Genomic DNA, 23,903 nt, shown 5'->3' on the forward strand with positions numbered 1-23,903 from the left:
GGCAGCCGCCGCGCCGCGGTACGGAAGGTGCCGTGCGGTTCCTCGGCGGTGCCCTCCGAGCGCGGGAAGAACTCGTACCAGGCGCCGTACAGCGCGCGCTCGCGCTCCACCAGCAGCGGCAGCGTCTCCGAGGCCGTCACCAGCTCCCGCAGCGGATGCGCGGCCAGCACCGCGTCCACCTCCGGCGTCAACGCCGCCGCCAGCCGCGTGGCCACGGGCAGTGAGTCGTCGCGCAGCACCTCCGTCGCCGCCAGCACGGCCGCGCGGCCGGCTCCCGCGGGCACCCCGGCGGCCACCCGCTGCAACAGGTCGGCGCCCTCCTCCAGCACCAGTCCGACGTCGATGCCGGCCGGGACCTTGATGCGGGCGTGCCGGCGCCAGGTGGCGACCGGGTCGCTCCAGGCCTCGACGCGGTAGGTCCACCGGCCCTCCGAGGTGGGCGTGACCTCCGCGCCCCACACGTCGGTGCCGGGGGCGAGCTCGCGCATCGGCGTCCACGGGCCGTGCGTGCCCTCCGGGTCGGTCAGGACGACGTTGGCCGCGACCGCGTCGTGGCCCTCACGGAAGACGGTCGCGGTGACCTCGAAGGTCTCACCCGCGACCGCCTTCGCCGGACGTCTTCCGCACTCCACGACCGGGCGGACATCACGCACCGGGATTCGGCCGATGGCCGGGATCGAACTCATGGGTCTCGCCTCCGCCGTGCTCAGGACCGGGCCGTTCGCCCGATCGGGGATTTCCAGCCGCGCCGGAAGGCCCTGCCTCCCCGCGGGTGAAGCCGGTCCGCCGGTGGCGGACCTCCGTGCTAGGCGGTGCCTGCCCGGGGCCGTTCGTTCTGCTCCCCGAGGTAGGCGCCCAGGCTGCTGCGCAGATAGCGCTCGGCGGCGTCGGCGGCCTCGCGCGCACAGCGCTTGCCCATCAGCACACACAGCGTGTAGCCGGAGTCCTCGAAGGTGGCTCGCACCGTGCGGTCGGCAGGGGAGGCGAGCATGACGCGCTCCCAGGCCCGGTACCGCCGCAGTTGCCGGGCCACTTCGGCTTTTGCCGGTAGCAGCATGACGCCGTTCACCTTCCGGGATGTGACAAGCACGGGCAGAGAGAGGTCTTCACACATGGTGCATGTATGGCCACGCAACGTCTTGTTGGGGCTTCAACAACGCGCTCGTGTTGCACGAATGGCGTACCACTCCCACGCTTGAGGTGACTCAGAAGCGATCAGCGCTCACGCTCCGCGTTCGGTGGCCCGTCCCGCCCGGGACGAGGAGGAGCGGGAGCTTCGCCGGTGAGGAGCCAACGAAGATGAAGACCGCAGTGCCCTGCTACTACCACCTCGACGTGGAAGTCAGTCCGGAGCGGGTCGGACAGGTCAGGCGCATCCTGGCCGCACACCTCAGGCTCTGGGACCTGGAAACACTGGTCGAGCCGGTCTGTCGCGGCGCCGAGCTGCTGCTCAACGCCATCGACGAGCACGCCACGGACAAGAACACGTCGATCGAGTTGTGGTGGAACGGTCAGCACCTGATCACCGCCATCGGGGAGAACGACTGCGAACTGCGCCCGGACCAGGACCTGCGGGCCTGTCTGGAGCACATCGCCGTGATGAGCGACGGCTGGGGGTGCTGCGCCACCGACACCGGCAGCAAGGTCATCTGGTTCTCGCAGCGCGCCCGCGCCGGCGAACGCGTGCCGCTGGTCCCCGTGGCGCCCGCGCCCAGCCTGCGCGCGGTGCTGCAAGTGCCCCGCGAGGTGCCGGTCGCGGCCCTCGCGGGCGAGTCGAGCGGCGTGCTGGAGGCCGCCCGGTGACCGCGAAGCGCCGCCGCAAGGCAGGGGTGCCCGTGTGGAGCGGGCACCCCTACCCGTTGGGAGCGTCCTTCGACGGGGAGGGCACCAACTTCGCCCTCTTCAGCGAGGTCGCCGAACACGTCGAACTGGTCCTCGTCGAGGACGACGGCACAGAGCGCCGTGTCCCCATGACCGAGGTCGACGGCTTCGTCTGGCACTGCTACCTGCCGAAGACCGGTCCCGGCCAACGCTACGGCTACCGCGTGCACGGTCCGTGGCAGCCGGAGTTGGGCCACCGGTGCAATCCGGCGAAGCTCCTCCTCGACCCCTACACCCGGGCGGTGGACGGCCAGGTCGACAACCACGCCTCCCTGTTCGAACGGGCGTCGCACGGCCGCTCCCGCGCGGACAGCGCCGGCCACACCATGCTCGGGGTGGTCACGGACGCGGCCTTCGACTGGGGCGACGACCGGCCGCCGCAGCACTCGTACGCCGAGACGGTCATCTACGAGGCCCACGTCCGCGGACTGACCCGCACCCACCCCGAGGTCCCCGCCGAACTGCGGGGCACCTACGCCGGTCTCGCCCACCCCGCGGTGACCGACCACCTGACCTCGCTGGGCGTGACGGCCGTCGAACTGATGCCGGTGCACCAGTTCGTGCAGGACGGCGTGCTGCGCGACCGCGGTCTGTCCAACTACTGGGGCTACAACACGATCGGCTTCTTCGCCCCGCACAACGCCTACGCCGCCAACGGCACCCGCGGTCAGCAGGTCACCGAGTTCAAGGCGATGGTCAAGGCCCTGCACGCGGCGGGCCTCGAAGTGATCCTCGACGTCGTCTACAACCACACCGCCGAGGGCAACGAGAAGGGCCCCACGCTGTCCTTCCGCGGCATCGACAACGCCTCCTACTACCGCCTGGTGGACGGCGACTGGCGGCACTACTACGACACCACGGGCACCGGCAACAGCCTGCTGATGCGGCACCCGTACGTACTGCAGCTCATCATGGACTCGCTGCGGTACTGGGTGACCGAGATGCACGTCGACGGCTTCCGCTTCGACCTCGCGGCCACCCTGGCACGGCAGTTCCACGAGGTGGACCGGCTGTCGGCGTTCTTCGACCTGATCCAGCAGGACCCGGTCATCAGCCGGGTGAAACTCATCGCGGAACCGTGGGACGTGGGCGAGGGCGGCTACCAGGTGGGCAACTTCCCGCCGCTGTGGTCGGAGTGGAACGGCAAGTACCGTGACGCCGTGCGGGACTTCTGGCGCGCGGAGGAACACACGCTCGGCGAGTTCGCCTCCCGCCTGACCGGCTCCTCCGACCTGTACCAGCACAGCCGGCGCCGCCCGCGCGCCAGCGTCAACTTCGTCACCGCGCACGACGGTTTCACCCTGCGCGACCTGGTGTCGTACAACGACAAGCACAACGAGGCCAACGGCGAGGGCAATCGGGACGGTGAGAGCGACAACCGGTCCTGGAACTGCGGCGCCGAGGGCGACACGGACATCCCCGGCGTGCTGGAACTGCGCGCCCGCCAGCAGCGCAACTTCCTTGCCACACTGATGCTTTCGCAGGGCATCCCGATGCTCTGCCACGGCGACGAACTGGGCCGCACGCAGGGCGGCAACAACAACGCCTACTGCCAGGACAACGAGGTCTCCTGGATCGACTGGCGGCTGACCGGCGAACAGCGCGACCTGGTCGACTTCACCAGGTACGTCATCGGGCTGCGCGCCGCCCACCCCGTGCTGCGCCGGCGGCGCTTCTTCCGCGGCGAGACGCCGACCCACGCCCGCCAGCCGTTGCCGGACTTGGTGTGGCTGGCGCCGGACGCGCGGGAGATGACGGAGGAGGACTGGCAGCGCGGCGACGCGCACTCCGTCGCGGTCTTCCTCAACGGCGACGCCATCGTCGAACCCGACCCGTGCGGCCGCCCGGTGGTGGACGACTCCTTCCTGCTGCTGTTCAACAGCTACTGGGAGCCGGTGGAGTTCGTGCTCCCGGACGTCTCCTACGGCGAACGGTGGACGACCCTCCTCGACACCGCGATCACGCAGGGGCCGCCGGACGAGACCGAGCACAAGGCGGGCGCGGAGACGACCGTCGAGGCGCGCAGCCTGGTCCTTCTGACCCGGCCGTCGCGCAGGCCCCGCTGAGGGTCAGCGTTCCTTGCGCGAGGTGACCGTGAACTGCGCGCCGTCCGTGTCGCGCAGCACGGCCTCGTCGCCGCCCTTGGACAGGACGCTGCCGCCGTGCCGCTCCGCGGCCCGGACACAGGCCGTCACGTCCTCGACCGCGAAGTGGATCTGCCAGTGCGGCCGAATGGTGGGGTCGGGGGCCGCCCCGAGCGCGCCCGACTCGATACGGGCCACGATGTCGCCCTGGCTGCGCAGCACCACCTCGCCGCCCTCGTAGCGGACCTCGCAGCAGCCGGCGCGCTCGGTCGCCCAGTCCAGGACCTCGCCGTAGAAGATGGCGGCGTCGAAGGCGTCGCGGGTGTGCAGCCGGATGAAGGCGGGGGCGGCCGCGCGCCACTTCTCCCAGTCGGAGAACAGCTCGCCCTCCCAGATCCCGAAGGTCGCGCCGTCCCGGTCGGCGAGCAGCGCCGCCCGGCCGGGCGGGAAGGAGAGCGGGCCGACGGCCGCCGTACCGCCGCGTTCCTGCGCGCGGGCCGCGGCCTCGTCGGCGCTCGGCACGGCGAAGTACGGGGTCCAGGCCACGGCCATCTGCCACATGGAGGCCACGGCGGCGATGCCCGCCACCGGGGTGTCGCCCATCATGGCGATCCGGAACCGGTCGCCGAGCTTGGCGGAGCGCAGCCGCCAGCCCAGCACGGCTCCGTAGAAGTCCTCGGCGACGTCGAGGTCGCGGCTGGTCAGACTCACCCAGCAGGGTGCGCCGAACACGGAGTGCGAGGAGACCACCTCTTTGGCGGCGGTGGGGCGTGTCGTGTCGTCGTTCATGGCAGTCGCGTCCTGGTCTCGTCGACCGGCCGTCACCGGTCTGTCACCAGTGTCCAACCGGAACCGCTCCGTGCGCCTGCCGAGTACCCCGGAAGAGGCCGCGAAACGGCCGAGAGGCCCGGTGGCGCGGGCCTGCGGGAGTGGTGAGGATGGAGGAGACCGAAAGAGTTTCGACCATGCGCCGGGGAGGTGCGATGCCCAGGGACGGGGGCTCGGAGCGGATCTTCGAGCTGCAGGAGGAAGTGCAGCAGCTCAAGGAGGCGGTCGCCTCGCACGCCGTCGTCGACCAGGCGATCGGGATGGTCGTCGCGCTCGGCCGCGTGGGGCCGGACGAGGGCTGGCAGGTGCTGAAAGAGGTCTCCCAGCACACGAACATCAAGCTGCGGAACGTGGCCGAGCTCATCCTCACCTGGGGCCGCAGCGGGGCCATGCCCGCGGAGATCCGTGCGGAGCTGGAGGACGCGCTGGACCGGTTCGGCCCCACGCAGATACCGGGGGAGCCACCGGAGCAGTGACCGGTCCGCCCCGCGCGGGGCCGGACGCGGCGCGGCTCAGCCGGTCTGCGCGAGGAGTTCCTCCCGCAACTGGGCGAAGCAGCCACTGAGCAGCCGGGACACGTGCATCTGCGAGATGCCGAGCTGCTGGGCTATGCGGCTCTGTGTCATGCCGCGGAAGAACCGCAGGTAGAGGATGGTTCGCTCGCGCTCGGGCAGTGCCTGCAGGCAGGGTGCGACCGCCACACGGTCGACGACGACGTCGTACGCCGGATCGGGGCCGCCGATCGCGTCCGCGAGGGCGTAGCCGTCGGTGCCGGGCATCTCGGCGTCGAGGGACAGGGCGGAGAAGCACTCCAGGGCCTCCATACCGATGCGCACCTCGTTCTGGCTCAGCCGTGTGTGCAGGGCGATCTCGGCGACCGTAGGCGAGCGGCCCGGGACGGTCTGGGACAGCTCCTTGGCGGCCTGCCTGACCCGGTTGCGCAGGTCCTGGACCCGGCGCGGCACGTGCAGCGTCCACATGTGGTCGCGGAAGTGCCGCTTGATCTCGCCGGTGATGGTCGGCACCGCGTACGCCTCGAAGGCGTGCCCGCGGGCCGGGTCGTAGTGGTCGACGGCCTTGACCAGACCGAGGGCCGCGACCTGGTAGAGGTCTTCGAGGCTCTCGCCGCGCCCCTTGAAGCGGACGGCGATCCGCTCGGCCATGGGCAGCCACATCTGGACCAGCTCGTCCCGCAGCGCCTTGCGCTCGGGACCGTCGGGGAGCCCTGCCAGCCGTTCGAAGGCCGCTGCCGTGTCAGGGGCGTCGTTGTGCGGATGGGGCTTGTTTCTACCGGTGGTGACGCGCATCGCGCGCACCTCCCTCGGGCGGTGCCGGGTGGACAGACACCATGGGAGAAACGGGCTCGGACCAGCGGAGACATCCGGGGCCAGGCCGGCTCCCACGGACGTGCCTCCTGTCCGAAGCACTCAATGCACATGCCCGGGGTAGCCACATTCAAAACAAATCAGACATTCCGGCGGCGTCTGGTGCGATGTGGAGGGGTCGCCCGCACGCTTGACCGTTCCTTGGGGCCATTACCTCTGCTACAGAGGTAAATTCGGGACGTGGAATCGGAAGCCTTCCCGGACGAGCTCGTCGACGCCCTCGTCGGAGTCCAGCGGCGCCTCAGACGCCGACTGCGCCGGCAGATCGCCCCACAACTGCGCGGCGCCGAGGTCGAACTGCTGCGCCTGGTCGTGGACCGGCCCGGAGTCGGCATCTCGGGCGCCGCCAAGGACCTCCATCTGGCGGGCAATTCGGTGTCCACGCTGGTCAACCAGCTCTCCCGGCAGGGCTATCTGGTGCGCGAGACGGACCCCGCCGACCGGCGGGCCGCCCGGCTGATGCCGACCCCCGCCGCCGACGCGCGGCTCGCCGAATGGCGCAAACGGTGCGGAGAACTCGTCCGTGACGGTCTGTCCGGGCTGAACGAGACGGACCGGGAAGCGCTGCGCGCCGCCGTTCCCGCGCTGCGCAGGCTCGCCGAGAACCTGTACGAGGAGGCGGAGGAGTCATGACGAACGACGCGGGCGCACCCCGGGCCGGCACGGGCGCTCCAGGGGTCGTGGACACCCCGACGGCCGACGCCGTCTCCTGCATCCGGCTCGCCTACGAGTTCGGCGAGACCCGCGCGGTCGACGACCTCGAACTGTCCGTGGCGCAGGGCGAGGTCTTCGGACTGCTCGGCCCCAACGGCGCGGGCAAGACCACCGCGATCCGCTGCATCACCACCCTGCTCCCGGTCCCCGCCGGCATGGTCCGCGTCTTCGGCCACGACGCCGCCAAGGAACGCATGGCCGTACGCCGCCTGCTCGGCTACGTGCCGCAGCAGCTCTCCGCCGACGCCGGGCTCACCGGGCGCGAGAACGTCGCCCTGTTCGCCCGCGTCTTCGACGTCTCCCGCCGCGAGCGCGGCGCGCGTGTCGCGCAGGCCCTGGCGGCCGTCGACCTCACCGACGCCGCCGACCGGCTCGCCGGCACCTACTCCGGCGGCATGGTCCGCCGCCTCGAACTCGCCCAGGCCCTGGTCAGCGCGCCCCGGCTGCTGATCCTCGACGAGCCGACCATCGGCCTCGACCCCATCGCCCGCACCGGCGTGTGGGAGCACATCAACGCCGTACGGGACGCCACCGGCATGACCGTGCTGGTGACCACCCACTACATGGACGAGGCCGACCAGTACTGCGACCGGGTCGGTCTGATGCACCGCGGCCGCATCCGAGCCCTCGGCACCCCGGCCGAACTGCGCCAGGGCCTGGCCGAACGCCGGGGGACGGACACCCTGCCCACCCTGGAGGACGTCTTCCGCGACGTCGCCGGCAGTGGCCTCGACGACAAGTCAGGAGATTTCCGTGATGTCCGAAGCACCCGCCGCACCGCCCACCGCGTCGGCTGAGCGCACGGACGGCATCGACCTGCTGCTGCGCCCGCCCCAGCCCCGCGCGGGCTGGCGTCTGCTGCCCGCCCGGGTGGCGGCGATGTGCGCCGTCGAACTGCAGAAACTGCGCCACGACCGCACCGAGCTCTACACCCGCGCGGTGCAGCCGGCCCTGTGGCTGCTGATCTTCGGTCAGACCTTCACCCGGATCAAGGCGATCCCGACCGACGGCATCCCCTACGTCGACTACCTGGCACCCGGCATCATCGCCCAGTCCGCGATGTTCATCGCCATCTTCTACGGCATCCAGATCATCTGGGAGCGCGACGCCGGCATCCTCAACAAGCTTCTGGTCACGCCCACTCCGCGCTCGGCGCTGATCACCGGCAAGGCCTTCGCCGCCGGCGTGAAGTCGCTGATCCAGGCCGTCGTCGTCATCGTGATCGCAGCGCTGCTCGGCGTGGCGCTGACGTGGAACCCGCTCAAACTCCTCGGCGTGGCGGCGATCGTCGTCCTCGCGTCCGCCTTCTTCTCCTGCCTGTCCATGACCATCGCCGGCGTCGTCCTCAGCCGCGACCGGCTCATGGGCATCGGACAGGCCATCACCATGCCGCTGTTCTTCGGCTCCAACGCCCTGTACCCGGTGTCCATCATGCCCGGCTGGCTTCAGGCGATCAGCAGGTTCAACCCGCTGAGCTATCAAGTGGACGCCCTGCGCGGCCTCCTCCTCGGCACGCACGCGCACGTCGCCCTCGACCTCGCGGTGCTCCTCGTGGCCGCCGTGCTCGGCATCACCGCGGCCTCCTCACTGCTGGGCCGGCTCGCCCGGTGATCACGCCGTTCGGAACGTGATGTGCGGCACGCACCCTCCCACGGACGTGTGCCGCATTTCGCCGATTGTTCCTGCGCACGGCTTGATCAGTGATCAAAGGTGATGAATTCGCTGGCCACAGCGCATTCTGCTCATTTGACAGTGCGCTGAGCACACAGATAGGAAGCAGCTCTCTGAGGTCGAAGAGGTGGATTGTGTACGAGCCGAACGTGGTCGGGGACTGGCAGGAGTACGACGAGCATGCCGGTCTGCGTGTCCGCGTCCACCGCCTGGAAGCCGCCGAGCCGCCGCGCGGCCGGGACGACGCGGCCGCCGGCCTCACCTACTTCTGCGTCCGCGTGACCGTCGAGAACCGCGGCGACCGGCCCTCGACCATCCACCTCGAGGACGGTCAGATCGACGTGCGGATCGGCCCGGACGGCGAGGCCGCGTTCATCGACTGGCGCAACTCGCAGTTCATCGAGGGCTTCGACGTCTACCCGCTGCGCCGGGCCACCGCCGTGCTGTTCGCGGCCGGCCCGGAGGGCTCCCTGAGCCAGGTCGACGTGCAGATCCAGCTGCGCGTCGACGAGGAGTGGGCCGACCGACGGCTGTGGGCGGGCGGCATCGGACTGCACGAGGAGACGGTGGGCGCCCACGCGGTCTCCGCGCGGGACGTCCTGGCCCACCAGGTCAGCACGTTCCTGCGTGAACAGGCGGAGGAAGGCACCGCCTGATCCGCGCCCGCCTCAGTGCGGGATGCCGTCGATGATCTCGCGGGCACCCTGACGCAGCAGCGCCACGGCGACCGACGTGCCCAGGGTGGCCGGGTCGAGCCGGCCGGCCCATTCGTGGGCGTTCAGGCGCGTCTTGCCGTCGGGGGTGAACACGCACGCCCGCAGGGACAGTTCGCCGCCGTGCCCCACGCGCGCGTACCCGGCGATGGGGCTGTTGCAGTGCCCCTGCAGCACGTGCAGGAACATGCGCTCCGCGGTCGCTTCCCGGTGCGTGTCCGGGTCCCCGAGTCCGCTGACCGCGTCGATGAGATCGGTGTCGTCCTGCCGGCACTGCAGTGCCAGGATGCCCGCGCCGATCGGCGGCATCATCGTCTCCACCGAGAGGACCTCGGTGATCACGTCCTGGCGGCCGATGCGTTCGAGGCCGGACACCGCGAGCAGCAGCGCGTCCGCCTCGCCGGCCTCCAGCTTCGCCAGCCGCCGGTTGGCGTTGCCGCGGAACGGCACGCACTCCAGGTGCGGATGGCCGGCGGCCAGCTGGGCGACGCGGCGCACCGCCGAGGTACCGATCCGCGTGCCCTCCGGGAGTTCGTCCAGCGTCAGACCGCCCGGATGGACGAGGGCGTCGCGGACGTCGTCGCGTTTGAGGAACGCGGCGAACGTCGTACCCGCCGGAAGCGGCCGGTCGGCGGGAATGTCCTTGACGCAGTGCACCGCGAGATCGGCCTCGCCCGCCAGCAGCGCGGCGTCAACCTCCTTGGTGAACGCCCCCTTGCCCTCCACCTGGGACAGCACGCCCATCCACTTGTCGCCGGTCGTCTTAACCGGCACGACCTCGGTGCGCACACCGGGGTGCAGGGCCGCCAACTCGGCTCGGACACGCTCCACTTGGGCGAGCGCCATGGGCGAGTCGCGGGAGACGATACGGATCAGTTCGGGGACGGACATGCGGACACGATAGACCCCCGGAAGGGTGCGTTTGGACGGTACGGGCCTATTCGGGCGCGCATCACACCGACGCCGGGCCCGCGGCGGAGCCCCTTCGAGCACCGCCGGGTGTCGTCGTGGCCGTGTCACGGAGCCGCCACCTGCGCAGGCGTGTCCGGACGACTCCCGCTGCGGTGAACCCGGGCCGTGCGCAGCGGAGTTGGATGCGGGGCGCCGCCCGCACCAGCACCGTCTTGTGTCCGTGGGTTGACGCCCCAGAGCCACCGCCGCCCACTGTTCGGTGGGTCGGTCGTGACGGCGGGTCAGAGCAGGTCGTCCGGGAAGTCTGCCGCCGCCTCCTCGGGGGTCAGGTCGGGTCGCAGCCGCAGCCAGGAGGGCTGGCGCAACATGCCGGACCGGGTGCGGGTGCTGTAGCGGACCTCGCCGACCAGCCGGGGCACCACCCAGTGGGCGCCGGGCACCGAGGGGACGGGATCGAAGGGGCACACGGTGGTCTCGGCATCCCGCAGGAGCCCGGCGAGCCGGGTGCGCTCGGCTTCGCTCCAGCCGGTGCCCACCCCGCCGACGTACCGCAGCCGCCCCGCCGCCCGCTGTCCGACCAGGACCGCGCCGGGCAGCCCCGACAGCCGTCCCCTGCCCGCCAGCCAGCCGCCCACGACGACATCCTCGCTGCGCATGTTGCGGATCTTGATCCAGGCTCGGGAGCGCACCCCGGGTTCGTACACCGAGTCCAGCCGCTTGCAGACCAGGCCTTCCATGCCGTGCTCACGCGTGGCGTTCAGCGCCTGCCGTCCGTGCCCGACGAGTGCGGCGGGCGTGGACCAGAAGGGCCCGTCGAGTCCCAGTTCCTCCAGAAGCCCCCGGCGGCGGACGTAGGGCAGCGCGGTGAGATCCTGGCCGGCCAGGTGCATCACGTCGAACAGCACCAGGTGGGCGGGCACCTTGGCGGCCTGCCGCGCCGCCCGGGCGGGCGCGTGGGCCAGCCCCATGCGGGACTGCAGCAACTGGAAGTCGGCGCGGCCGTGTTCGTCCAGCGCCAGGACCTCCCCGTCCAGCACCGCGGCCGTGGTCCCCAGTGCCGCGCCGAGGGCGTGAAGTTCGGGATACGCGGCGGTGATCTCCTCCCCGGACCGGGCGCGCAGCCGCACGGCGCCGTCCCCTTCGAGGTAGGCCACGACCCGCTGGCCGTCCTGCTTGGTCTCGTAGGCCCAGCGGGCGTCCTGCGCCACGGGCGGCAGTGTGCCCGGGGTGGCGAGCATGGGCCGGATCAGGGGGAGGGTCACGGGTGAGTTGTCGACGCTGCCGCGCGCCGTCACGCGCCCGGCCCACCGGTTTCCCCTGAACGGCGCTGCCATCGGCCGCCGTCAGATGATGCCGCCGTTGGCCCGCAGCACCTGCCCGTTGACCCAGCGGCCCTCGCTTCCCACGAGGAAGGACACGACGCCGGCTATGTCCTCCGGGGTCCCGAGGCGTTCCAGCGGCGGCTGCGCGGCCAGCCGGGCGACGGTCTCCTCGTCCTTGCCGTCGAGGAAGAGGTCGGTCGCCGTCGGGCCGGGCGCCACGGCGTTGACCGTCACGTCACGGCCGCGCATCTCCCTGGCCAGGATCAGCGTCAGCGCCTCGACCGCGCCCTTGCTCGCGGAGTAGGCGCCGTAGCCGGGGAAGGCGAGTCCCACCACGGAGCTGGAGAAGTTGACGAGCGCTCCACCCGGACGCAGTCGGCGCGCGGCCTGCTGGTCGACGACGAACGTGCCGCGGATGTTGGTGCGGTACAGGGCGTCGAGTTCGCCCAGGTCGAGCTCGGAGACGGGGGACAGGGGCATCCGTCCGGCCGCGTGCACGACCGCGTCGACACCGCCGTAGGTGGCCTCGGCCAGGTCGAAGAGGGCGGCGACGTCTGCCTCGTCGCCGACGTCGGCGCGGGCGGCGTACGCCGTACCGCCGGTCGCCTCGATGGTCTGGACGACCTCGTCCGCGGCGTCCTTGTTGCCGGCGTACCCGACGACGACCGCGAACCCGTCGGCGGCGAGCCGCCGGGCGACCTGCCGTCCGATGCCGCGTGATCCACCGGTCACGATCGCCACGCGCCGGTCCTGCTGGGGCTGAGTGGTCATGGCTGCATCCTTTGTTAGCGCTGCTACGGCTGCTTCGTATCGACGATAACACAGCTTCGTAGCGTTGGTACCCTCAATTTCGTATCGGCGCTACGCATGGCGTACGGTGGTCCCATGGATGCGCGGGAGAAGATCCTGGAAGCGGCCACCGACCTGCTGGCCGAGGCGTCGGTCGCCGACGTCTCCACGCGGGCGGTGTGCGAGGCGGCGGGCGTGGGCGCGCCGATGCTCTACCGGCTGTTCGGCGACAAGGCCGGGCTGCTGGCCGCCGTCGTGGACCGGGGCTTCGAGGCCTATCTCGCCTCAAAGCGGGCGGCCCGGCCCAGCGACGACCCCGTCGCGGACCTCCGCAGCGGCTGGGACAACCACATGCGCTTCGCGCTGGAGCACCCCAACCACTACCGGCTGATGTACTCGCCCGAGCTGACGGTCCCGCCCGCGGCGGCGCGGGAGGCGCACGCCCTGCTGCACGGCATCCTCGAACGCTGCGCCGCCGCCGGCCGGCTCACCGTGCCGCCCGCCCTCGCCACGCAGATGATCATGTCCGCCAACGTCGGGGCGGCCCTGTCCGTACTCACCAGACCGGAGCAGTACCCGGACCCGGGGTTCTCCGAGCGCCTGCGCGACGCCGTACTCGACTCGGTCACCCGCCCGCCCGCCGACGTGCCCGACGGCCAGGAGGACGACGGGGACAGGGCCGTCCCCGTAGCCGCCGCCACACTGGCGGCCCGGCTTCGCGCCGCGCAGTCCCCGCCCTTCACCCCGGCCGAATCCGCCCTGCTGGGGCAGTGGTTGGACAAGCTGTCCGCCGGGTGACCGGCAGTGCGCCATGGGCGTCACAGTCCGCCGAGGCACGCTCTTGCCCCCGGTGAGGGGCCGTCCCTGATGGCCGCGGCCCGCCGGTCGGCGGCCATCAGGGACGGCGAGTCGGCCCAGCGGCGAGTCAGCTCACCTTGGAGGCGTCGGCCGATGCTTCGGTGGCGGGCGTCGACGCGTCCACGGCGACCGGACGGCGGCTCGGGATGAACGACGCCACGGCGAAGGCCAGCAGCGCGGCCCCGGCGCCGAGGGCCATGACGACCTTGAAGCCGTTCCGCGAGGGCAGCGAGTAGCCGCCGAGGCCGATCGTCAGGTGCGAGAGGACGACACCGGCGAGGGCGCTGGCCACGGACGTACCGATCGACCGCATCAGAGTGTTGAGGCTGTTGGCGGCCGCGGTCTCCGACGGGTCCACGGCGCCCATGATCAGGGCGGGCATGGCGCCGTACGTGAAACCGATACCGGCGCCGATGACGCACGACACCAGCACCAGGTGCCACACCTCTGACATCAGCACGATGTTCAGGCCGTACCCGCAGGCCACGATCAGCGCGCCGATCATCAGCGTCACCTTCGGGCCCTTCGCCCTGGAGACGGCGGCGGACACCGGTGCGAACGCCATCATCACCAGACCGGAAGGCGCCATCACCAGACCGGCGGTCAGGAGCGACTTGCCCAGGCCGTAGCCCGTCTGCGCGGGCAACTGCAGCAGTTGGGGCAGGACCAGGGACATCGCGAACATCGAGAAGCCGATCGCGATCGAGGCCAGATTGGTCACCAGGACCTGACGGCGGGCGGTGGTGCGCAGGTCCACCAGCGGTTCGGTCGTGCGCAGTTCGAAGAAGCCCCACGCGAGCAGCACCACGACCGCCGTCGCGAGCAGGCCGAGGGTGGTGACATCGGTCCAGCCCCAGTCGGCGCCCTTGGATATCGCAAGCAGCAGAGACACGAGCCCCACCGCCATGCCCACGCCGCCGACGACGTCGAAGCGGCCACCGGAGCGCACCCGCGACTCGGGCACGAAGAGCAGGACGAGCGCCAGGGCCACCAGGCCCATGCCGGCCGAGCTCCAGAACAGGGCGTGCCAGTCGAAGTGGTCCGCGATCAGCGCCGCCGTCGGCAGGCCCAGGGCGCCGCCGACGCCGAGCGAGGCGCTCATCAGTGCCGTGGCCCCCGCCAGTCGCTCGGTGGGCAGTTCGTCGCGCATGATGCTGATGCCCAGCGGCACGACCGCCGCCGCCAGGCCCTGTACCGCCCGTCCGACGATCATCGGAGCCAGCGAGTCGCTGAGTGCGCAGACCACCGAACCCGCCACCAGTAGCACCACGCTGACCAGCAGCATGCGCCGCTTGCCGAACATGTCGCCGAGCCGGCCCACCACCGGCGTCGCCACCGCGGCGGCCAGGAGCGTGGCGGTCACGGCCCAGGCGGTGTCCGCGGCGGGAGCGTCCAGCAGCTTCGGCAGCTCCGGAACGATCGGGATGACCAGCGTCTGCATCAGCGATACGACGATGCCGGCGAAGGCCAGCACGGCCACCACGGCGTTCGACCGCGGTGCGGGCGGTCCGCCCGGGCTCACCGGGCTGGTAAGGGCGTCGGACATGAAGAAGCCTCCATGGGCAGGGGAGGAGCCGGGGACACGACCCGATCCAAGATTTAAGGCAGGTGATTGACTTAGCTTAGAGGCTCGGTCGACCTGACGTCCGCCGGGTCCAGCCGGGTCCGATCGCGTCCGGCCGGGTCCGGTTCGGCCGGTGTCATTGCGTAGGCTTCCTAAGCTGGAACTCGCCGCGCGGGCGGCGGACCTGCGGCGGTTCGAGGGACTGGCCGCCGCGGGCTGAACGAAGTCCCGGTGCGGTGGTGAGCATGGCGGCCAGGACGGCACGCGCGGAACAGGTCAGCGCGACCAGGGAGCTGATCCTGACCGCCGCCGAGCGGCTGTTCGCCGAGCGTGGCGTCAACGCCGTCTCCAACCGCCAGGTCAGCGAGGCCGCCGGACAGGGCAACAACACCGCCGTCGGCTACCACTTCGGCACCAAGGCCGACCTGGTGCGCGCCATCGTCCGCAAGCACGCGACGCAGATCGAGGAGATCCGCGCCCGGCTGCTGGCCGGCATCGGCGACTCGCCGGACGTGCGCGACTGGGTGGACTGCCTGGTGCGTCCCGTCCCGCAGCACCTGGGGGCGTTGGGCGGCCCCACCTGGTACGCCCGCTTCTGCGCGCAGATCATGACCGACCCGGTGCTGCACCAGATCGTCGTCGACGAATCGCTGACCTCCCCGTCCCTGCGGAAGATCATCGACGGACTCACCGCCTGTCTGCCCGACCTGCCGCCGGAAGTCCGCGCCGAGCGGAGCGAGATGGCCCGTCATCTGATCGTGCAGATGCCCGCCGAGCGTGAGCGCGCCCTCGCCGAGAACCGGCCCACCCCGCGCGCCACCTGGGACGACGCCGCGACCGGCCTCGCCGACGCGCTCGTCGGCCTGTGGCTGGCGCCCGTGGCGAAGCGGTCCTGACCGGTCGGAGGGGGACGGAAGGCTGTCGTGCGGGACCCGAGGGAGCACGGGACTTTACTTGAGTTACGCAACAAGCTGGTAGCGTGGGCGTATGCCCGCACCGCCGCTCCCCGACGTCCCCGCGTCCGACGAGGTCGTCGAGATCGAGCGCGCGCTCACCCGCATCACCTACATGAGCACCCGCGCCCGTCGGCACGAGCGGCTGATGGCGCTGGCCGGTGTGCCGCTGGACCGTGCCGCCGTCGCACTGCTGCGCCAGGTCGCCGACTCGGAGCCGCTGCGCCCCGGGGAGCTGGCGATCCGGCTGGGCGTGGAGGCCTCCCATGTCACCCGCACCGTGCAGCAGTTGCAGAAGTCCGGCTACGTCACCCGCGTGCCCGACCCCGACGACCGCCGGGCCCAGCGCATCGAGCTCACCGAGGCGGGCCGGGAGGCCATGGCGCGGGTACGGGACGCCGGTGCCCGCGGCATGCAGTTGGCCCTGTCGGAGTGGACGCCGGAGGAACTGCGGCAGCTCGCCACCCTCTTCCACCGCATGGTCGACGACTTCCTCGCGTACGCCGTCGACGAGGAGATGGAACCGCAGGCCGACCCGGCGTCCACCTCTTGAGCCCACCCCCGCGGCGCCCCTCTGACGCCACCCGGGCCGCCTTCGGGGGAGGCCGGTCACGGGCCCTCTCTACCCTCCGGTAACATCGCCCGGCAGGTCATCAGAGGAGGAACCGTGTCACGGTCCGAACGCTCGCCCCTGCTGCTCGCCGGTCTGCTTGCCGCCGCGGGCACCGCCCACTTCGCCGTTCCCCGCCAGTTCGACGCGATCGTCCCGCGCTCCCTGCCGGGTACGCCCAGGACCTGGACGTACGTCAGCGGTGCCGCCGAACTCGCGCTCGCGGCCGGCATCGCGCTGCCCCGCACCAGGAAGACCGCGGCCCTCGCCGCGGCCGCGTTCTTCGTCGGTGTCTTCCCCGCCAACGTCAAGATGGCCGTCGACTGGCGCGACCGGCCCGCGCCGCAGAAGGCCGCGGCCATGGGGCGACTGCCGCTGCAGCTGCCCCTCGTCCTGTGGGCCCGCAGTGTCGCCAGGAGCGGGGAGGGCGCGGCATGAGTCAGTCCGTGAACGTCGGTGACAAGGTCGACGACTTCGAACTGCCCGACGAGACCGGCACCGTCCGCAGGCTGTCCGAACTGCTCGCCGACGGACCGGTCGTGCTCTTCTTCTACCCGGGCGCCCTCACTGCGGGCTGCACCGCGGAGGCCTGCCACTTCCGCGACCTGGCCGCCGAGTTCGCCGCGGTCGGTGCCCGGCCGGTCGGCGTCAGCGGCGACACCGTCGAACGGCAGCAGGAGTTCGCCGGCCGGCACACCCTGGGCATGCCGCTGCTGTCCGACGCCGACGGCGCGATCCGGGAGCGGTTCGGCGTCAAGCGCGGCTTCTCCCTGGCGCCGACCAAGCGGGTCACGTTCGTCATCGGCCAGGACCGCACGGTCCTCGACGTCGTCCGCAGCGAGCTGCGCATGAACACCCACGCCGACCGGGCACTGGAGGCCCTGCGGGCCGCACGCCAGAAGTGACCGCAGGGAAGCGGAGGGCTCCACCGGTCCTTCGTTTCGGTTGAAGCCCCACGACAAAAGCACCATCCTGTGGAATATGGAGCACGCCTCCGCTGCGGCGATTCTCGATGCCCGGGGCATGGTGACGGGGTGGAGCGAGGGTGCCCGGCGGCTGACGGGATATCCGGCCGAGGAGGCCCTGGGACGGGCCGCGCGCGACCTGCTCGCCGAGGAGGTGCCCGCGGAGGCCGTCGCCGCGCTGCACGGCACCGTCGTACTGCGCCACCGCGACGGCTCCACCGTGGCGCTCCGGCTCAGCGGCTGCCCGGTCGTCGGCGAGGACGGCGATCCCGGCGGCTATGTGATCACCGCCGAGGCGCCGGGCGACCGCCGGACCGCCCTGGCCGCCGAGGCCTTCCAGCGGGCCTCCATGTCGATGTCCGTTTTCGACACCCGCCAGCACTACCTGCGGCTCAACGACGCCGGCTGCCGGGTCATGGGCGTGCCGGAGGAGGCCCTGACCGGCCGGTTCTTCGCGGACACCGTCGAGGACACCGAGTCCAGCCGCGGCTTCCTCGACCATCTGCGCCTGGTGGCCGAGACGGGCCGGCCGACACGCTACGAGAGCTTTACCGGCGCCCCCGCCCTCAACCGCGACCACGCCTGGACCACCGAGATGTGGCCCCTGCGGGACGCCGGGGGCGAGGTCAGCGCGGTTGCGTTGGCGGCGTTCGACAGCACCGAGCAGTACTGGGCCCGCGAGCGCCTGGCGCTGCTCAACGAGGCGGCGGCCTGTATCGGCACCACCCTGGACGTGGTGCGCACCGCCGAGGAGTTCGTCGAGCTTCTCGTGCCGCGCTACGCCGACTTCGCCAGCGTAGACCTGCTCGACTGGGTGCTGAGCGCCGAGGAACGACCGGGCATGCCGGAGAACGACATCGTGCTGCGCCGAGTCGCGCACGGCTCGGGCACCGAGGGCACGCCCGAGGCAGCGGTGCACGTCGGTGAGGCGGACGTGTACCCGTCGTTCTCCCCGCCGGCGAAGGCACTGCGCTCGGGGAGGGCCGTGGTGAGCCAGGCCGGTGAGCCGGACTTCGTGCGCTGGGTCGCAGAACGCAACGCACGGGCCCCGCGGGGCCGCCCGTACCGCAAGGGCGTGCACTCGATGCTCGCGGTGCCGCTGCGGGCCCGCGGCACCACGCTGGGGGTCGTCGTCGGCGTCCGCATCGCCAACCCGGACGACTTCGCCGCCGACGACGCCGTCCTCGGGGAGGAGCTCGCCAGCCGTGCCGCCGTCTGCGTCGACAACGCCCGCCGTTTCGCCCGCGAACGCACCACCGCCCTGGCCCTCCAGCACAGCCTGCTGCCCAGGGGGCTGCCCGGCCAGGCGGCGGTGGACGTGGCCCACCGCTACCTGCCCTCGGGCTCGCTGGCCGGCATCGGCGGCGACTGGTTCGACGTGATCCCGCTGTCCGGCAGCCGCGTCGCCCTGGTCGTCGGCGACGTCGTCGGCCACGGCATCCCCTCCTCGGCGACCATGGGCCGCCTCTGCACGGCCGTACGCACCCTCGCGGACGTGGACCTCGCGCCGGACGAACTCCTCACCCACCTCGACGACCTGGTGATCCACCTCGCCTCCGGCGACCTGGGCGACGAGGCGGCGGAACTCGGCGCCACCTGCCTCTACGCCGTCTACGACCCCGTCTCGCGCCGCCTCACCCTCGCCGCGGCCGGTCACCCCGCGCCCGCCCTGCTGTACCCCGACGGCACGGCGAGCCTCGTGCGGATGGCGGCCGGGCCGCCGCTGGGCGTCGGCGGCCTGCCCTTCGAGGCTACGGAGCTGGAACTGCCCGAAGGCTGCGTCGTCGCCCTCTACACGGACGGCCTGATCGAGGACCGCGACCGCGACGTCGACCACGCCACGGCCGAGCTGTGCCGCGCCCTCGCCGCCCCGGCCGACACCCTCGACACCCTGTGCGACACGGTCCTGAAGGCCGTACTGCCGGAGGAGCCCGGCGACGACGTGGCGCTGCTGGTCGCCCGCACCCGGGCGCTGGGCGCGGACCAGGTCGCCACCTGGGACATCACCCCGGACCCCGAGCAGGTCGCCGCCGCCCGCCGGGCCGCCACCCAGCAGGTGATCGCCTGGGGCCTGGACGAGGCCGCGTTCGTCACCGAACTGGTCGTCAGCGAACTGGTCACCAACGCCATCCGCTACGGCGCCCCGCCCGTCCAGCTCCGCCTGATCCGCGACCGTGCCCTCATCTGCGAGGTGTCCGACGGCAGTTCGACCTCCCCGCACCTGCGCCGGGCGCACGCGTTCGACGAGGGCGGCCGCGGGCTGCTGCTGGTCGCCCAGCTCACCCAGCGCTGGGGCAGCAGGCAGACCCCGCGCGGCAAGACCATCTGGGCCGAGCAGACGCTGCCGCCCCCGGTGTGATCACTGGAAGGAGCAGCCCGGGTTCGGGACGTCCTCCGAGTAGGGCGCGCCGTGCGGCAGCACGTACAGCACGTCGAGGACGAGCGGGGTGTCACCCTCGTTGCGGCCCAGGTGGACGTCGCTCGGGCCGCCCGGCTCGCGGACCGTGGTGCCCCTCGGATAGACGCCGTCCTCGGCGCAGTCGGCGTGGTAGTGACTCAACGTGCCCTGGCGGACGAAGCCGTAGACCACGCCGTCGTGGAAGTGCCAGCCGGTGCTCTGGCCCGGCGGGACGGTGATCTCGCGCAGCACGTAGTCGGTGTCCCCGACGGTGGTCGTGCTGATCAGCTTGGCGGTCACCCCCGGCCCCGGCGGCGTGGCCCCCGCCGTGCCGCAGGTCAGGACCGAACCGGTGACGATCGCGCCGACGACGGCGGTGCGGAGTGCGGTGCGCATGCTTGAACGGCCTTCCGGACGAGGGGCGAAGATCGAGTACCGCCGTGAACATAGAGGCCTGGAAGGCCTGTTGGGGCCGGAACGCGTCAATCCGGAGACCTCCTCGGCCGGTTCGCTCAGGCCGCGGGCCGCTCGCGCACCACGTCGGCCGGCTTCTTGTCGTCCCTGAGGCCCAGGAACCGCGGGTGGCGCAGCATCCCGTCCCGCGTCCACTCGGTGAAGTCGATCTGCGCGACCAGCTCCGGCCTCACCCAGCGGGCGCGCGCCTCCCGCACCGGGCCCTCGAACCGTGAGCCGTCCACCCGCAGCCGGTCGAGCCGCTCGCGCAGCGACAGCAGCGTGGCCCGGTCGAAACCGGTGCCGACCTTTCCCGCGTAACGCAGCTTCCCGTCCTGGTGGTAGCCCAGCAGCAGCGCGCCCAGGCCGACCCGGCTGCCGGCGGGCTCGGTGAAACCGCCGACGACGAACTCCTGCCCTTGGGAGCACTTCAGCTTCAGCCAGTCCGGGGACCGGCGTGGCTGGTACGGCCTGTCGGCACGCTTGGCGATCAGCCCCTCCCAGCCGCGGGCGCACGCGGCGGCGAGCGTCTCGGCGCCGCCGGCGTTGCGGTGGGAGGTCCAGCGCAGCGGTGCGCGGTAGGAAAGGGCCCGGCGCAGCAGGGACTTGCGCAGCCGCAGCGGCAGCCGGGTGGTGTCCGCGCCGTCCAGCCTGAGCAGGTCGAACACGTAGTACGTCACGGCGACACCGGTGGCCTCGATCTCCTGTCTGCGCGTCAGCCCCATGCGCTGCTGGAGCCGGGCGAAGTCGGTGCGGCCGCGGGAGAACGCGACGACCTCGCCGTCGACCGTGAAGTCGGCGCAGGACTGGGCGGACAGCGCCTCGACGATCTCGGGGTAGCTGTCGTCGAGGCGGCGCCCCGTGCGCGACAGCAGGGTCACCCGCCCCGCCTCACGGACGGCCAGCAGCCGTACGCCGTCCAGCTTCCGCTCGAAGATCCACTCACCCGTGTCGGGGAAGTCCCGCCGGTCGCTCAGCGTGGCCAGCATGGGCCGTTCGGCGAGTTCCGTCCCGGGACGCGCCGCGGCCAGGAGCCCGCGCTGTTCCTCGGGGAGCGAGTCGAGCAGACCCGGCACGGCCGTTCACTTCCGTCCGTCGTCGGCGGCGACCTGGGCGAGGGTACGGCCGCTGGTCACCGAGCGGGCCCGCCGCGGATCCGGCGCCCCGTGTCCGCCCCGCTCGCCGCCGGCCTTCACCAGCAGCCAGGACTCCCTGCCGTCCCCGTCCTTCCCGCCGCGGAACCGGGTGAGCGCGTACTCGCCGCGCAGTTTGGCGCCCTTGAGCCGGAACCGGGCGTGCCCGTGCTCCAGCGACTCCTCGAAGTCGACGGGCCGTCCCTTGCGGTCGTGGCTCAGCGGCTGGTAGGTGCCGTGGTCCCAGACGATCACGGTGCCGCCGCCGTACTCGCCCTCCGGGATGACTCCCTCGAACTCCTCGTACTGCAGCGGATGGTCCTCCGTGGGCACGGCCAGCCGCTTGTCGTGGGGGTCGCCCGAGGGGCCCTTCGGGATGGACCACGACTTCAGTACCTCACCCACCTGGAGCCGGAAGTCGAAGTGCATGGTGGACGCGTCATGGATCTGCACGACGAAGCGGGGTTCGCCGTCCGGGGGAGCGGACCCGCCCTCCGGCTCCGCGCTCCGCCGGAAATCGCGTTTGCCGCGGTACTCCCGCAGCCGGTCCCGGTCACCCACCTCCGGCTCCTTCCGTGCGTCCTGCCTCGCGGGCCTGCGAGTACCCCAGGGGCGCCTCAGAACTCCTCGTGCACCTCGGGGTCGCCGCCCAGGCGGCGGTGGGCACGGTCGGCGACGGCCCGCATCTGCCCCGCGTCGAGCTCGAAGCCGAAGACGTCGAGGTTGGCGCGCTGCCGGCCCGGGTCCGAGGACTTCGGGATGGGCACCGCGCCGAGCTGGGTGTGCCAGCGCAGCACGACCTGGCCGGGGGTCACGCCGAGATCTTCGGCGATCGAGACGAGCGCCGGGTCGTCGAGCAGGTCGCTGCCGCGGCCGAGCGGGCTCCAGCTCTCGGTGACGATGCCCTTGGCGGTGTGGAAGGCGCGCAGCTCCTCCTGCGGGAAGAGCGGGTGCAGCTCGATCTGGTTGACGGACGGCAGGACGCCGGTCTCCTTCTCCAGCCGCTCGATGTGCCCCGGCGTGAAGTTGGAGACGCCGATGGAGCGAACCAGGCCGTCCTCGCGGAGCTTGATCATGGCGCGCCACGAGTCGACGTACCGGTCGACCCGGGGGAGCGGCCAGTGGATCAGATACAGGTCCACGTACTCCAGGCCGAGCCGGCGTCGGGATTCCTCGAAGGAGGCGAGGGTCTCCTCGTGGCCGTGGTCGCGGCCCGGGAGCTTCGTGGTGACCACGATCTCCTCGCGGGGCACGCCGCCGCGGGCGATGCCGAGGCCCACCCCGGACTCGTTGCGGTAGTTGGTGGCCGTGTCGACCAGGCGATAGCCCAGGCCCAGGGCCTCGGCGACGGCGCGCTCCGCCTCGGCGTCGCTCATCGGCCAGGTGCCCAGGCCGACCGCGGGGAGCCGCGTGCCGTCGTTGAGCGTGTGCGTCGGGATGCTGACCACGGGGGGACCTTTCCCTCGACTGTGCCGGACCTCCAGCGTCACCGATGAGGTGAGGCTTGATCAAACGCACAGGTCGGGTGAGGCGCGAGCCGGTCGTCCGAGGCAGCGGCCGTGACCGCGCCCGGCAGGGCCCTGTCGCCACACCCCGCGAACGCTGTCACGATCTCCGTGGAAGCGGCTCCCGGCCGCACGGCACGCGGGGGACCGGCGGTGCGGAGCCGATGCGCACGAGCGACGGAGTGGCTATGACGACGGAGTGGGACGCGGTGGCGGAGGCGGAGCGGGCCGCGGGTGTCGAGGTGAAACCGGTCGCCGGACACATCGGAGCGGAGATCACCGGCGTCGACCTGGCCGACGACCTCGACGACGCCGTGGTCGCCGCGATCCGCGCGGCCGTGCTGCGCTGGAAGGTGGTGTTCTTCCGCGAGCAACGGCTCGACCACGCCCGGCACGTGGCGTTCGCGCGCCGCTTCGGCGAACCCGTCGTCCTGGGCAAGCGCGGCAGCGCCTCACCGCCGGACTTCCCCGAGGTGGAGACCACCGCCGACCGGCTGGAACTGGGCGGCCGGTTCGGCATGGAGCACGAGGAGTGGCTGCAGCGCCGGCGCCACACCCTGCTGCGCGGCTGGCACTGCGACCACGGCGCCCGGATCGACCCGCCCGCCGCGACGATCCTGCGCGCCGAGACCGTACCGCCCTACGGCGGCGACACGACCTGGTCCAACCTGGCGGCCGCCTACGCCGGACTGTCCGCGCCGGTGCGGGAGTTCGTCGCCACCCTGCGTGCCGAGCACCGGCTCGGGGTGGGCTACCAGCCCCGGCCGGGCGACGACGCGTACCTGCGTCACCTGCTGGACCACCAGGTCGCCTCCGTCCACCCGCTGGTGCGCGTGCACCCGGAGACGGGGGAGCGGGTGCTGTACGTCAACGGCTACTACGTCGAGCAGATCGTCGACGTCTCCCGCCCGGAGAGCCGGGCCCTGCTGGAGATGCTGCTGGAGCAGGCGGTACGGCCCGAGTACACCGTGCGGTTCCGCTGGGAGCCGGGCAGCGTCGCCTTCTGGGACAACCGGGCCACCATCCACCTGGCGCCCAGCGACAACGCCCACCTCGGCCTCCCGCGGATCATGCACCGGGTCATGCTCACGGGCGACGCACCGGTCGGCGTGGACGGCAGGCCGTCGCAGCCTGTGGTCGGCACCGAACCCGGCAGGTGGTGAGT

At 72.0% G+C, this 23,903-nt stretch carries 26 protein-coding genes; 14 read left to right on the forward strand and 12 right to left on the reverse strand.

What is annotated here, in order from left to right; all coding sequences use genetic code 11:
• Both ACIGDI_RS38380 and ACIGDI_RS38385 read right to left on the reverse strand, forming a co-directional pair.
• On the reverse strand, positions 1-686 hold a 686-nt coding region (locus ACIGDI_RS38380; RefSeq protein ID WP_399906770.1), incomplete at its 3' end, for a maltotransferase domain-containing protein.
• A 119-nt stretch (positions 687-805) separates the two neighbouring features.
• On the reverse strand, positions 806-1,057 hold the full coding sequence (locus ACIGDI_RS38385; protein WP_200701343.1) for a DUF5133 domain-containing protein: 252 nt from the start codon (positions 1,055-1,057) through the stop codon (positions 806-808).
• Positions 1,058-1,299: 242 nt separating this feature from the next.
• On the opposite strand from ACIGDI_RS38385, the gene ACIGDI_RS38390 reads away from it, so the two are divergent.
• Positions 1,300-1,803, forward strand: a complete 504-nt coding sequence (locus tag ACIGDI_RS38390) for a pep a2 (RefSeq protein ID WP_200701344.1) — start codon at positions 1,300-1,302, stop codon at positions 1,801-1,803.
• Between the two features lie 26 nt (positions 1,804-1,829).
• Positions 1,830-3,947 (forward strand): glycogen debranching protein GlgX, encoded by a 2,118-nt coding sequence (gene glgX, locus ACIGDI_RS38395; RefSeq protein WP_399907095.1) that lies wholly within the window; start codon positions 1,830-1,832, stop codon positions 3,945-3,947.
• A gap of 3 nt (positions 3,948-3,950) precedes the next feature.
• On the opposite strand, the gene ACIGDI_RS38400 is transcribed toward glgX, so the two are convergent.
• Complete coding sequence (locus ACIGDI_RS38400; protein WP_200701346.1) at positions 3,951-4,754, reverse strand: VOC family protein; 804 nt, start codon at positions 4,752-4,754, stop codon at positions 3,951-3,953.
• Between the two features lie 194 nt (positions 4,755-4,948).
• Between ACIGDI_RS38400 and ACIGDI_RS38405 the strand changes: the two genes are divergently transcribed.
• Positions 4,949-5,269, forward strand: a complete 321-nt coding sequence (locus ACIGDI_RS38405; RefSeq protein WP_399906772.1) for an ANTAR domain-containing protein — start codon at positions 4,949-4,951, stop codon at positions 5,267-5,269.
• Between the two features lie 36 nt (positions 5,270-5,305).
• Here the strand turns inward: ACIGDI_RS38405 and ACIGDI_RS38410 are convergent, their stop codons facing one another.
• Entirely contained in the window at positions 5,306-6,100 is a 795-nt protein-coding gene (locus ACIGDI_RS38410) for a SigB/SigF/SigG family RNA polymerase sigma factor (protein ID WP_399906774.1), read from the reverse strand.
• A gap of 258 nt (positions 6,101-6,358) precedes the next feature.
• Here ACIGDI_RS38410 and ACIGDI_RS38415 point away from each other — a divergent pair, with 258 nt between their 5' ends.
• The 4 genes from ACIGDI_RS38415 (at position 6,359) to ACIGDI_RS38430 (ending at position 9,219) form a co-directional block, all read left to right on the forward strand.
• On the forward strand, positions 6,359-6,811 hold the full coding sequence (locus ACIGDI_RS38415; protein ID WP_399906776.1) for a MarR family winged helix-turn-helix transcriptional regulator: 453 nt from the start codon (positions 6,359-6,361) through the stop codon (positions 6,809-6,811).
• Positions 6,808-7,689 (forward strand): ABC transporter ATP-binding protein, encoded by an 882-nt coding sequence (locus tag ACIGDI_RS38420; RefSeq protein ID WP_399906778.1) that lies wholly within the window; start codon positions 6,808-6,810, stop codon positions 7,687-7,689. Before ACIGDI_RS38415 ends, ACIGDI_RS38420 begins: the two co-directional genes overlap by 4 nt.
• The gene (locus ACIGDI_RS38425; protein WP_390627789.1) at positions 7,649-8,503 is read left to right on the forward strand and encodes an ABC transporter permease; all 855 of its coding nucleotides are present in this window, start codon (positions 7,649-7,651) and stop codon (positions 8,501-8,503) included. Before ACIGDI_RS38420 ends, ACIGDI_RS38425 begins: the two co-directional genes overlap by 41 nt.
• Positions 8,504-8,697: 194 nt before the next feature.
• Positions 8,698-9,219, forward strand: coding sequence for a hypothetical protein (locus ACIGDI_RS38430; protein ID WP_200701352.1), 522 nt, complete (start codon positions 8,698-8,700; stop codon positions 9,217-9,219).
• Positions 9,220-9,231: 12 nt separating this feature from the next.
• On the opposite strand, the gene hemC is transcribed toward ACIGDI_RS38430, so the two are convergent.
• The 3 genes from hemC to ACIGDI_RS38445 form a co-directional block, all read right to left on the reverse strand.
• On the reverse strand, positions 9,232-10,167 hold the full coding sequence (hemC, locus tag ACIGDI_RS38435) for a hydroxymethylbilane synthase (RefSeq protein WP_399906781.1): 936 nt from the start codon (positions 10,165-10,167) through the stop codon (positions 9,232-9,234).
• A 302-nt stretch (positions 10,168-10,469) separates the two neighbouring features.
• Positions 10,470-11,450, reverse strand: a complete 981-nt coding sequence (gene ligD / locus ACIGDI_RS38440) for a non-homologous end-joining DNA ligase (RefSeq protein WP_399906783.1) — start codon at positions 11,448-11,450, stop codon at positions 10,470-10,472.
• 81 nt (positions 11,451-11,531) lie between these two features.
• Entirely contained in the window at positions 11,532-12,281 is a 750-nt protein-coding gene (locus ACIGDI_RS38445) for an SDR family oxidoreductase (protein ID WP_399906785.1), read from the reverse strand.
• 114 nt (positions 12,282-12,395) lie between these two features.
• Here ACIGDI_RS38445 and ACIGDI_RS38450 point away from each other — a divergent pair, with 114 nt between their 5' ends.
• Positions 12,396-13,097 carry a TetR/AcrR family transcriptional regulator gene (locus ACIGDI_RS38450; RefSeq protein ID WP_399906787.1) on the forward strand — a complete coding sequence of 234 codons (702 nt, stop codon included), beginning with the start codon at positions 12,396-12,398 and terminating at the stop codon, positions 13,095-13,097.
• A gap of 127 nt (positions 13,098-13,224) precedes the next feature.
• Here the strand turns inward: ACIGDI_RS38450 and ACIGDI_RS38455 are convergent, their stop codons facing one another.
• Positions 13,225-14,703 carry an MFS transporter gene (locus ACIGDI_RS38455; RefSeq protein WP_399906789.1) on the reverse strand — a complete coding sequence of 493 codons (1,479 nt, stop codon included), beginning with the start codon at positions 14,701-14,703 and terminating at the stop codon, positions 13,225-13,227.
• 263 nt (positions 14,704-14,966) lie between these two features.
• Between ACIGDI_RS38455 and ACIGDI_RS38460 the strand changes: the two genes are divergently transcribed.
• From ACIGDI_RS38460 to ACIGDI_RS38480, 5 genes are all read left to right on the forward strand, one after another.
• Positions 14,967-15,617 carry a TetR/AcrR family transcriptional regulator gene (locus tag ACIGDI_RS38460; RefSeq protein ID WP_399906791.1) on the forward strand — a complete coding sequence of 217 codons (651 nt, stop codon included), beginning with the start codon at positions 14,967-14,969 and terminating at the stop codon, positions 15,615-15,617.
• Positions 15,618-15,708: 91 nt separating this feature from the next.
• Positions 15,709-16,227 (forward strand): MarR family winged helix-turn-helix transcriptional regulator, encoded by a 519-nt coding sequence (locus tag ACIGDI_RS38465; protein WP_399906793.1) that lies wholly within the window; start codon positions 15,709-15,711, stop codon positions 16,225-16,227.
• Positions 16,228-16,341: 114 nt separating this feature from the next.
• Positions 16,342-16,722: a DoxX family protein gene (locus ACIGDI_RS38470; protein WP_200701359.1), complete on the forward strand. Its 381-nt coding sequence runs from the start codon at positions 16,342-16,344 to the stop codon at positions 16,720-16,722.
• Complete coding sequence (locus ACIGDI_RS38475; protein WP_399906795.1) at positions 16,719-17,189, forward strand: peroxiredoxin; 471 nt, start codon at positions 16,719-16,721, stop codon at positions 17,187-17,189. The genes ACIGDI_RS38470 and ACIGDI_RS38475 overlap by 4 nt, the downstream gene beginning before the upstream one ends.
• A 76-nt stretch (positions 17,190-17,265) precedes the next feature.
• Positions 17,266-19,608 (forward strand): SpoIIE family protein phosphatase, encoded by a 2,343-nt coding sequence (locus tag ACIGDI_RS38480; protein WP_399906797.1) that lies wholly within the window; start codon positions 17,266-17,268, stop codon positions 19,606-19,608.
• Here ACIGDI_RS38480 and ACIGDI_RS38485 read toward each other — a convergent pair whose 3' ends face one another.
• From ACIGDI_RS38485 to ACIGDI_RS38500, 4 genes are all read right to left on the reverse strand, one after another.
• The gene (locus ACIGDI_RS38485) at positions 19,609-20,043 is read right to left on the reverse strand and encodes a cupin domain-containing protein (protein ID WP_272178898.1); all 435 of its coding nucleotides are present in this window, start codon (positions 20,041-20,043) and stop codon (positions 19,609-19,611) included.
• 116 nt (positions 20,044-20,159) lie between these two features.
• Positions 20,160-21,176: a non-homologous end-joining DNA ligase gene (gene ligD / locus ACIGDI_RS38490; RefSeq protein WP_399906800.1), complete on the reverse strand. Its 1,017-nt coding sequence runs from the start codon at positions 21,174-21,176 to the stop codon at positions 20,160-20,162.
• A 6-nt stretch (positions 21,177-21,182) separates the two neighbouring features.
• Entirely contained in the window at positions 21,183-21,794 is a 612-nt protein-coding gene (locus ACIGDI_RS38495) for a DNA polymerase ligase N-terminal domain-containing protein (RefSeq protein ID WP_399906802.1), read from the reverse strand.
• Positions 21,795-21,850: 56 nt separating this feature from the next.
• Positions 21,851-22,681, reverse strand: coding sequence for an aldo/keto reductase (locus tag ACIGDI_RS38500; RefSeq protein WP_399906804.1), 831 nt, complete (start codon positions 22,679-22,681; stop codon positions 21,851-21,853).
• A 245-nt stretch (positions 22,682-22,926) separates the two neighbouring features.
• Here ACIGDI_RS38500 and ACIGDI_RS38505 point away from each other — a divergent pair, with 245 nt between their 5' ends.
• Positions 22,927-23,901, forward strand: coding sequence for a TauD/TfdA dioxygenase family protein (locus ACIGDI_RS38505; protein WP_399906805.1), 975 nt, complete (start codon positions 22,927-22,929; stop codon positions 23,899-23,901).
• Positions 23,902-23,903: the final 2 nt, after the last annotated feature.

The organism is Streptomyces sp. NPDC085900 (genome assembly GCF_044540925.1).
Taxonomy (GTDB): domain Bacteria; phylum Actinomycetota; class Actinomycetes; order Streptomycetales; family Streptomycetaceae; genus Streptomyces; species Streptomyces gilvifuscus.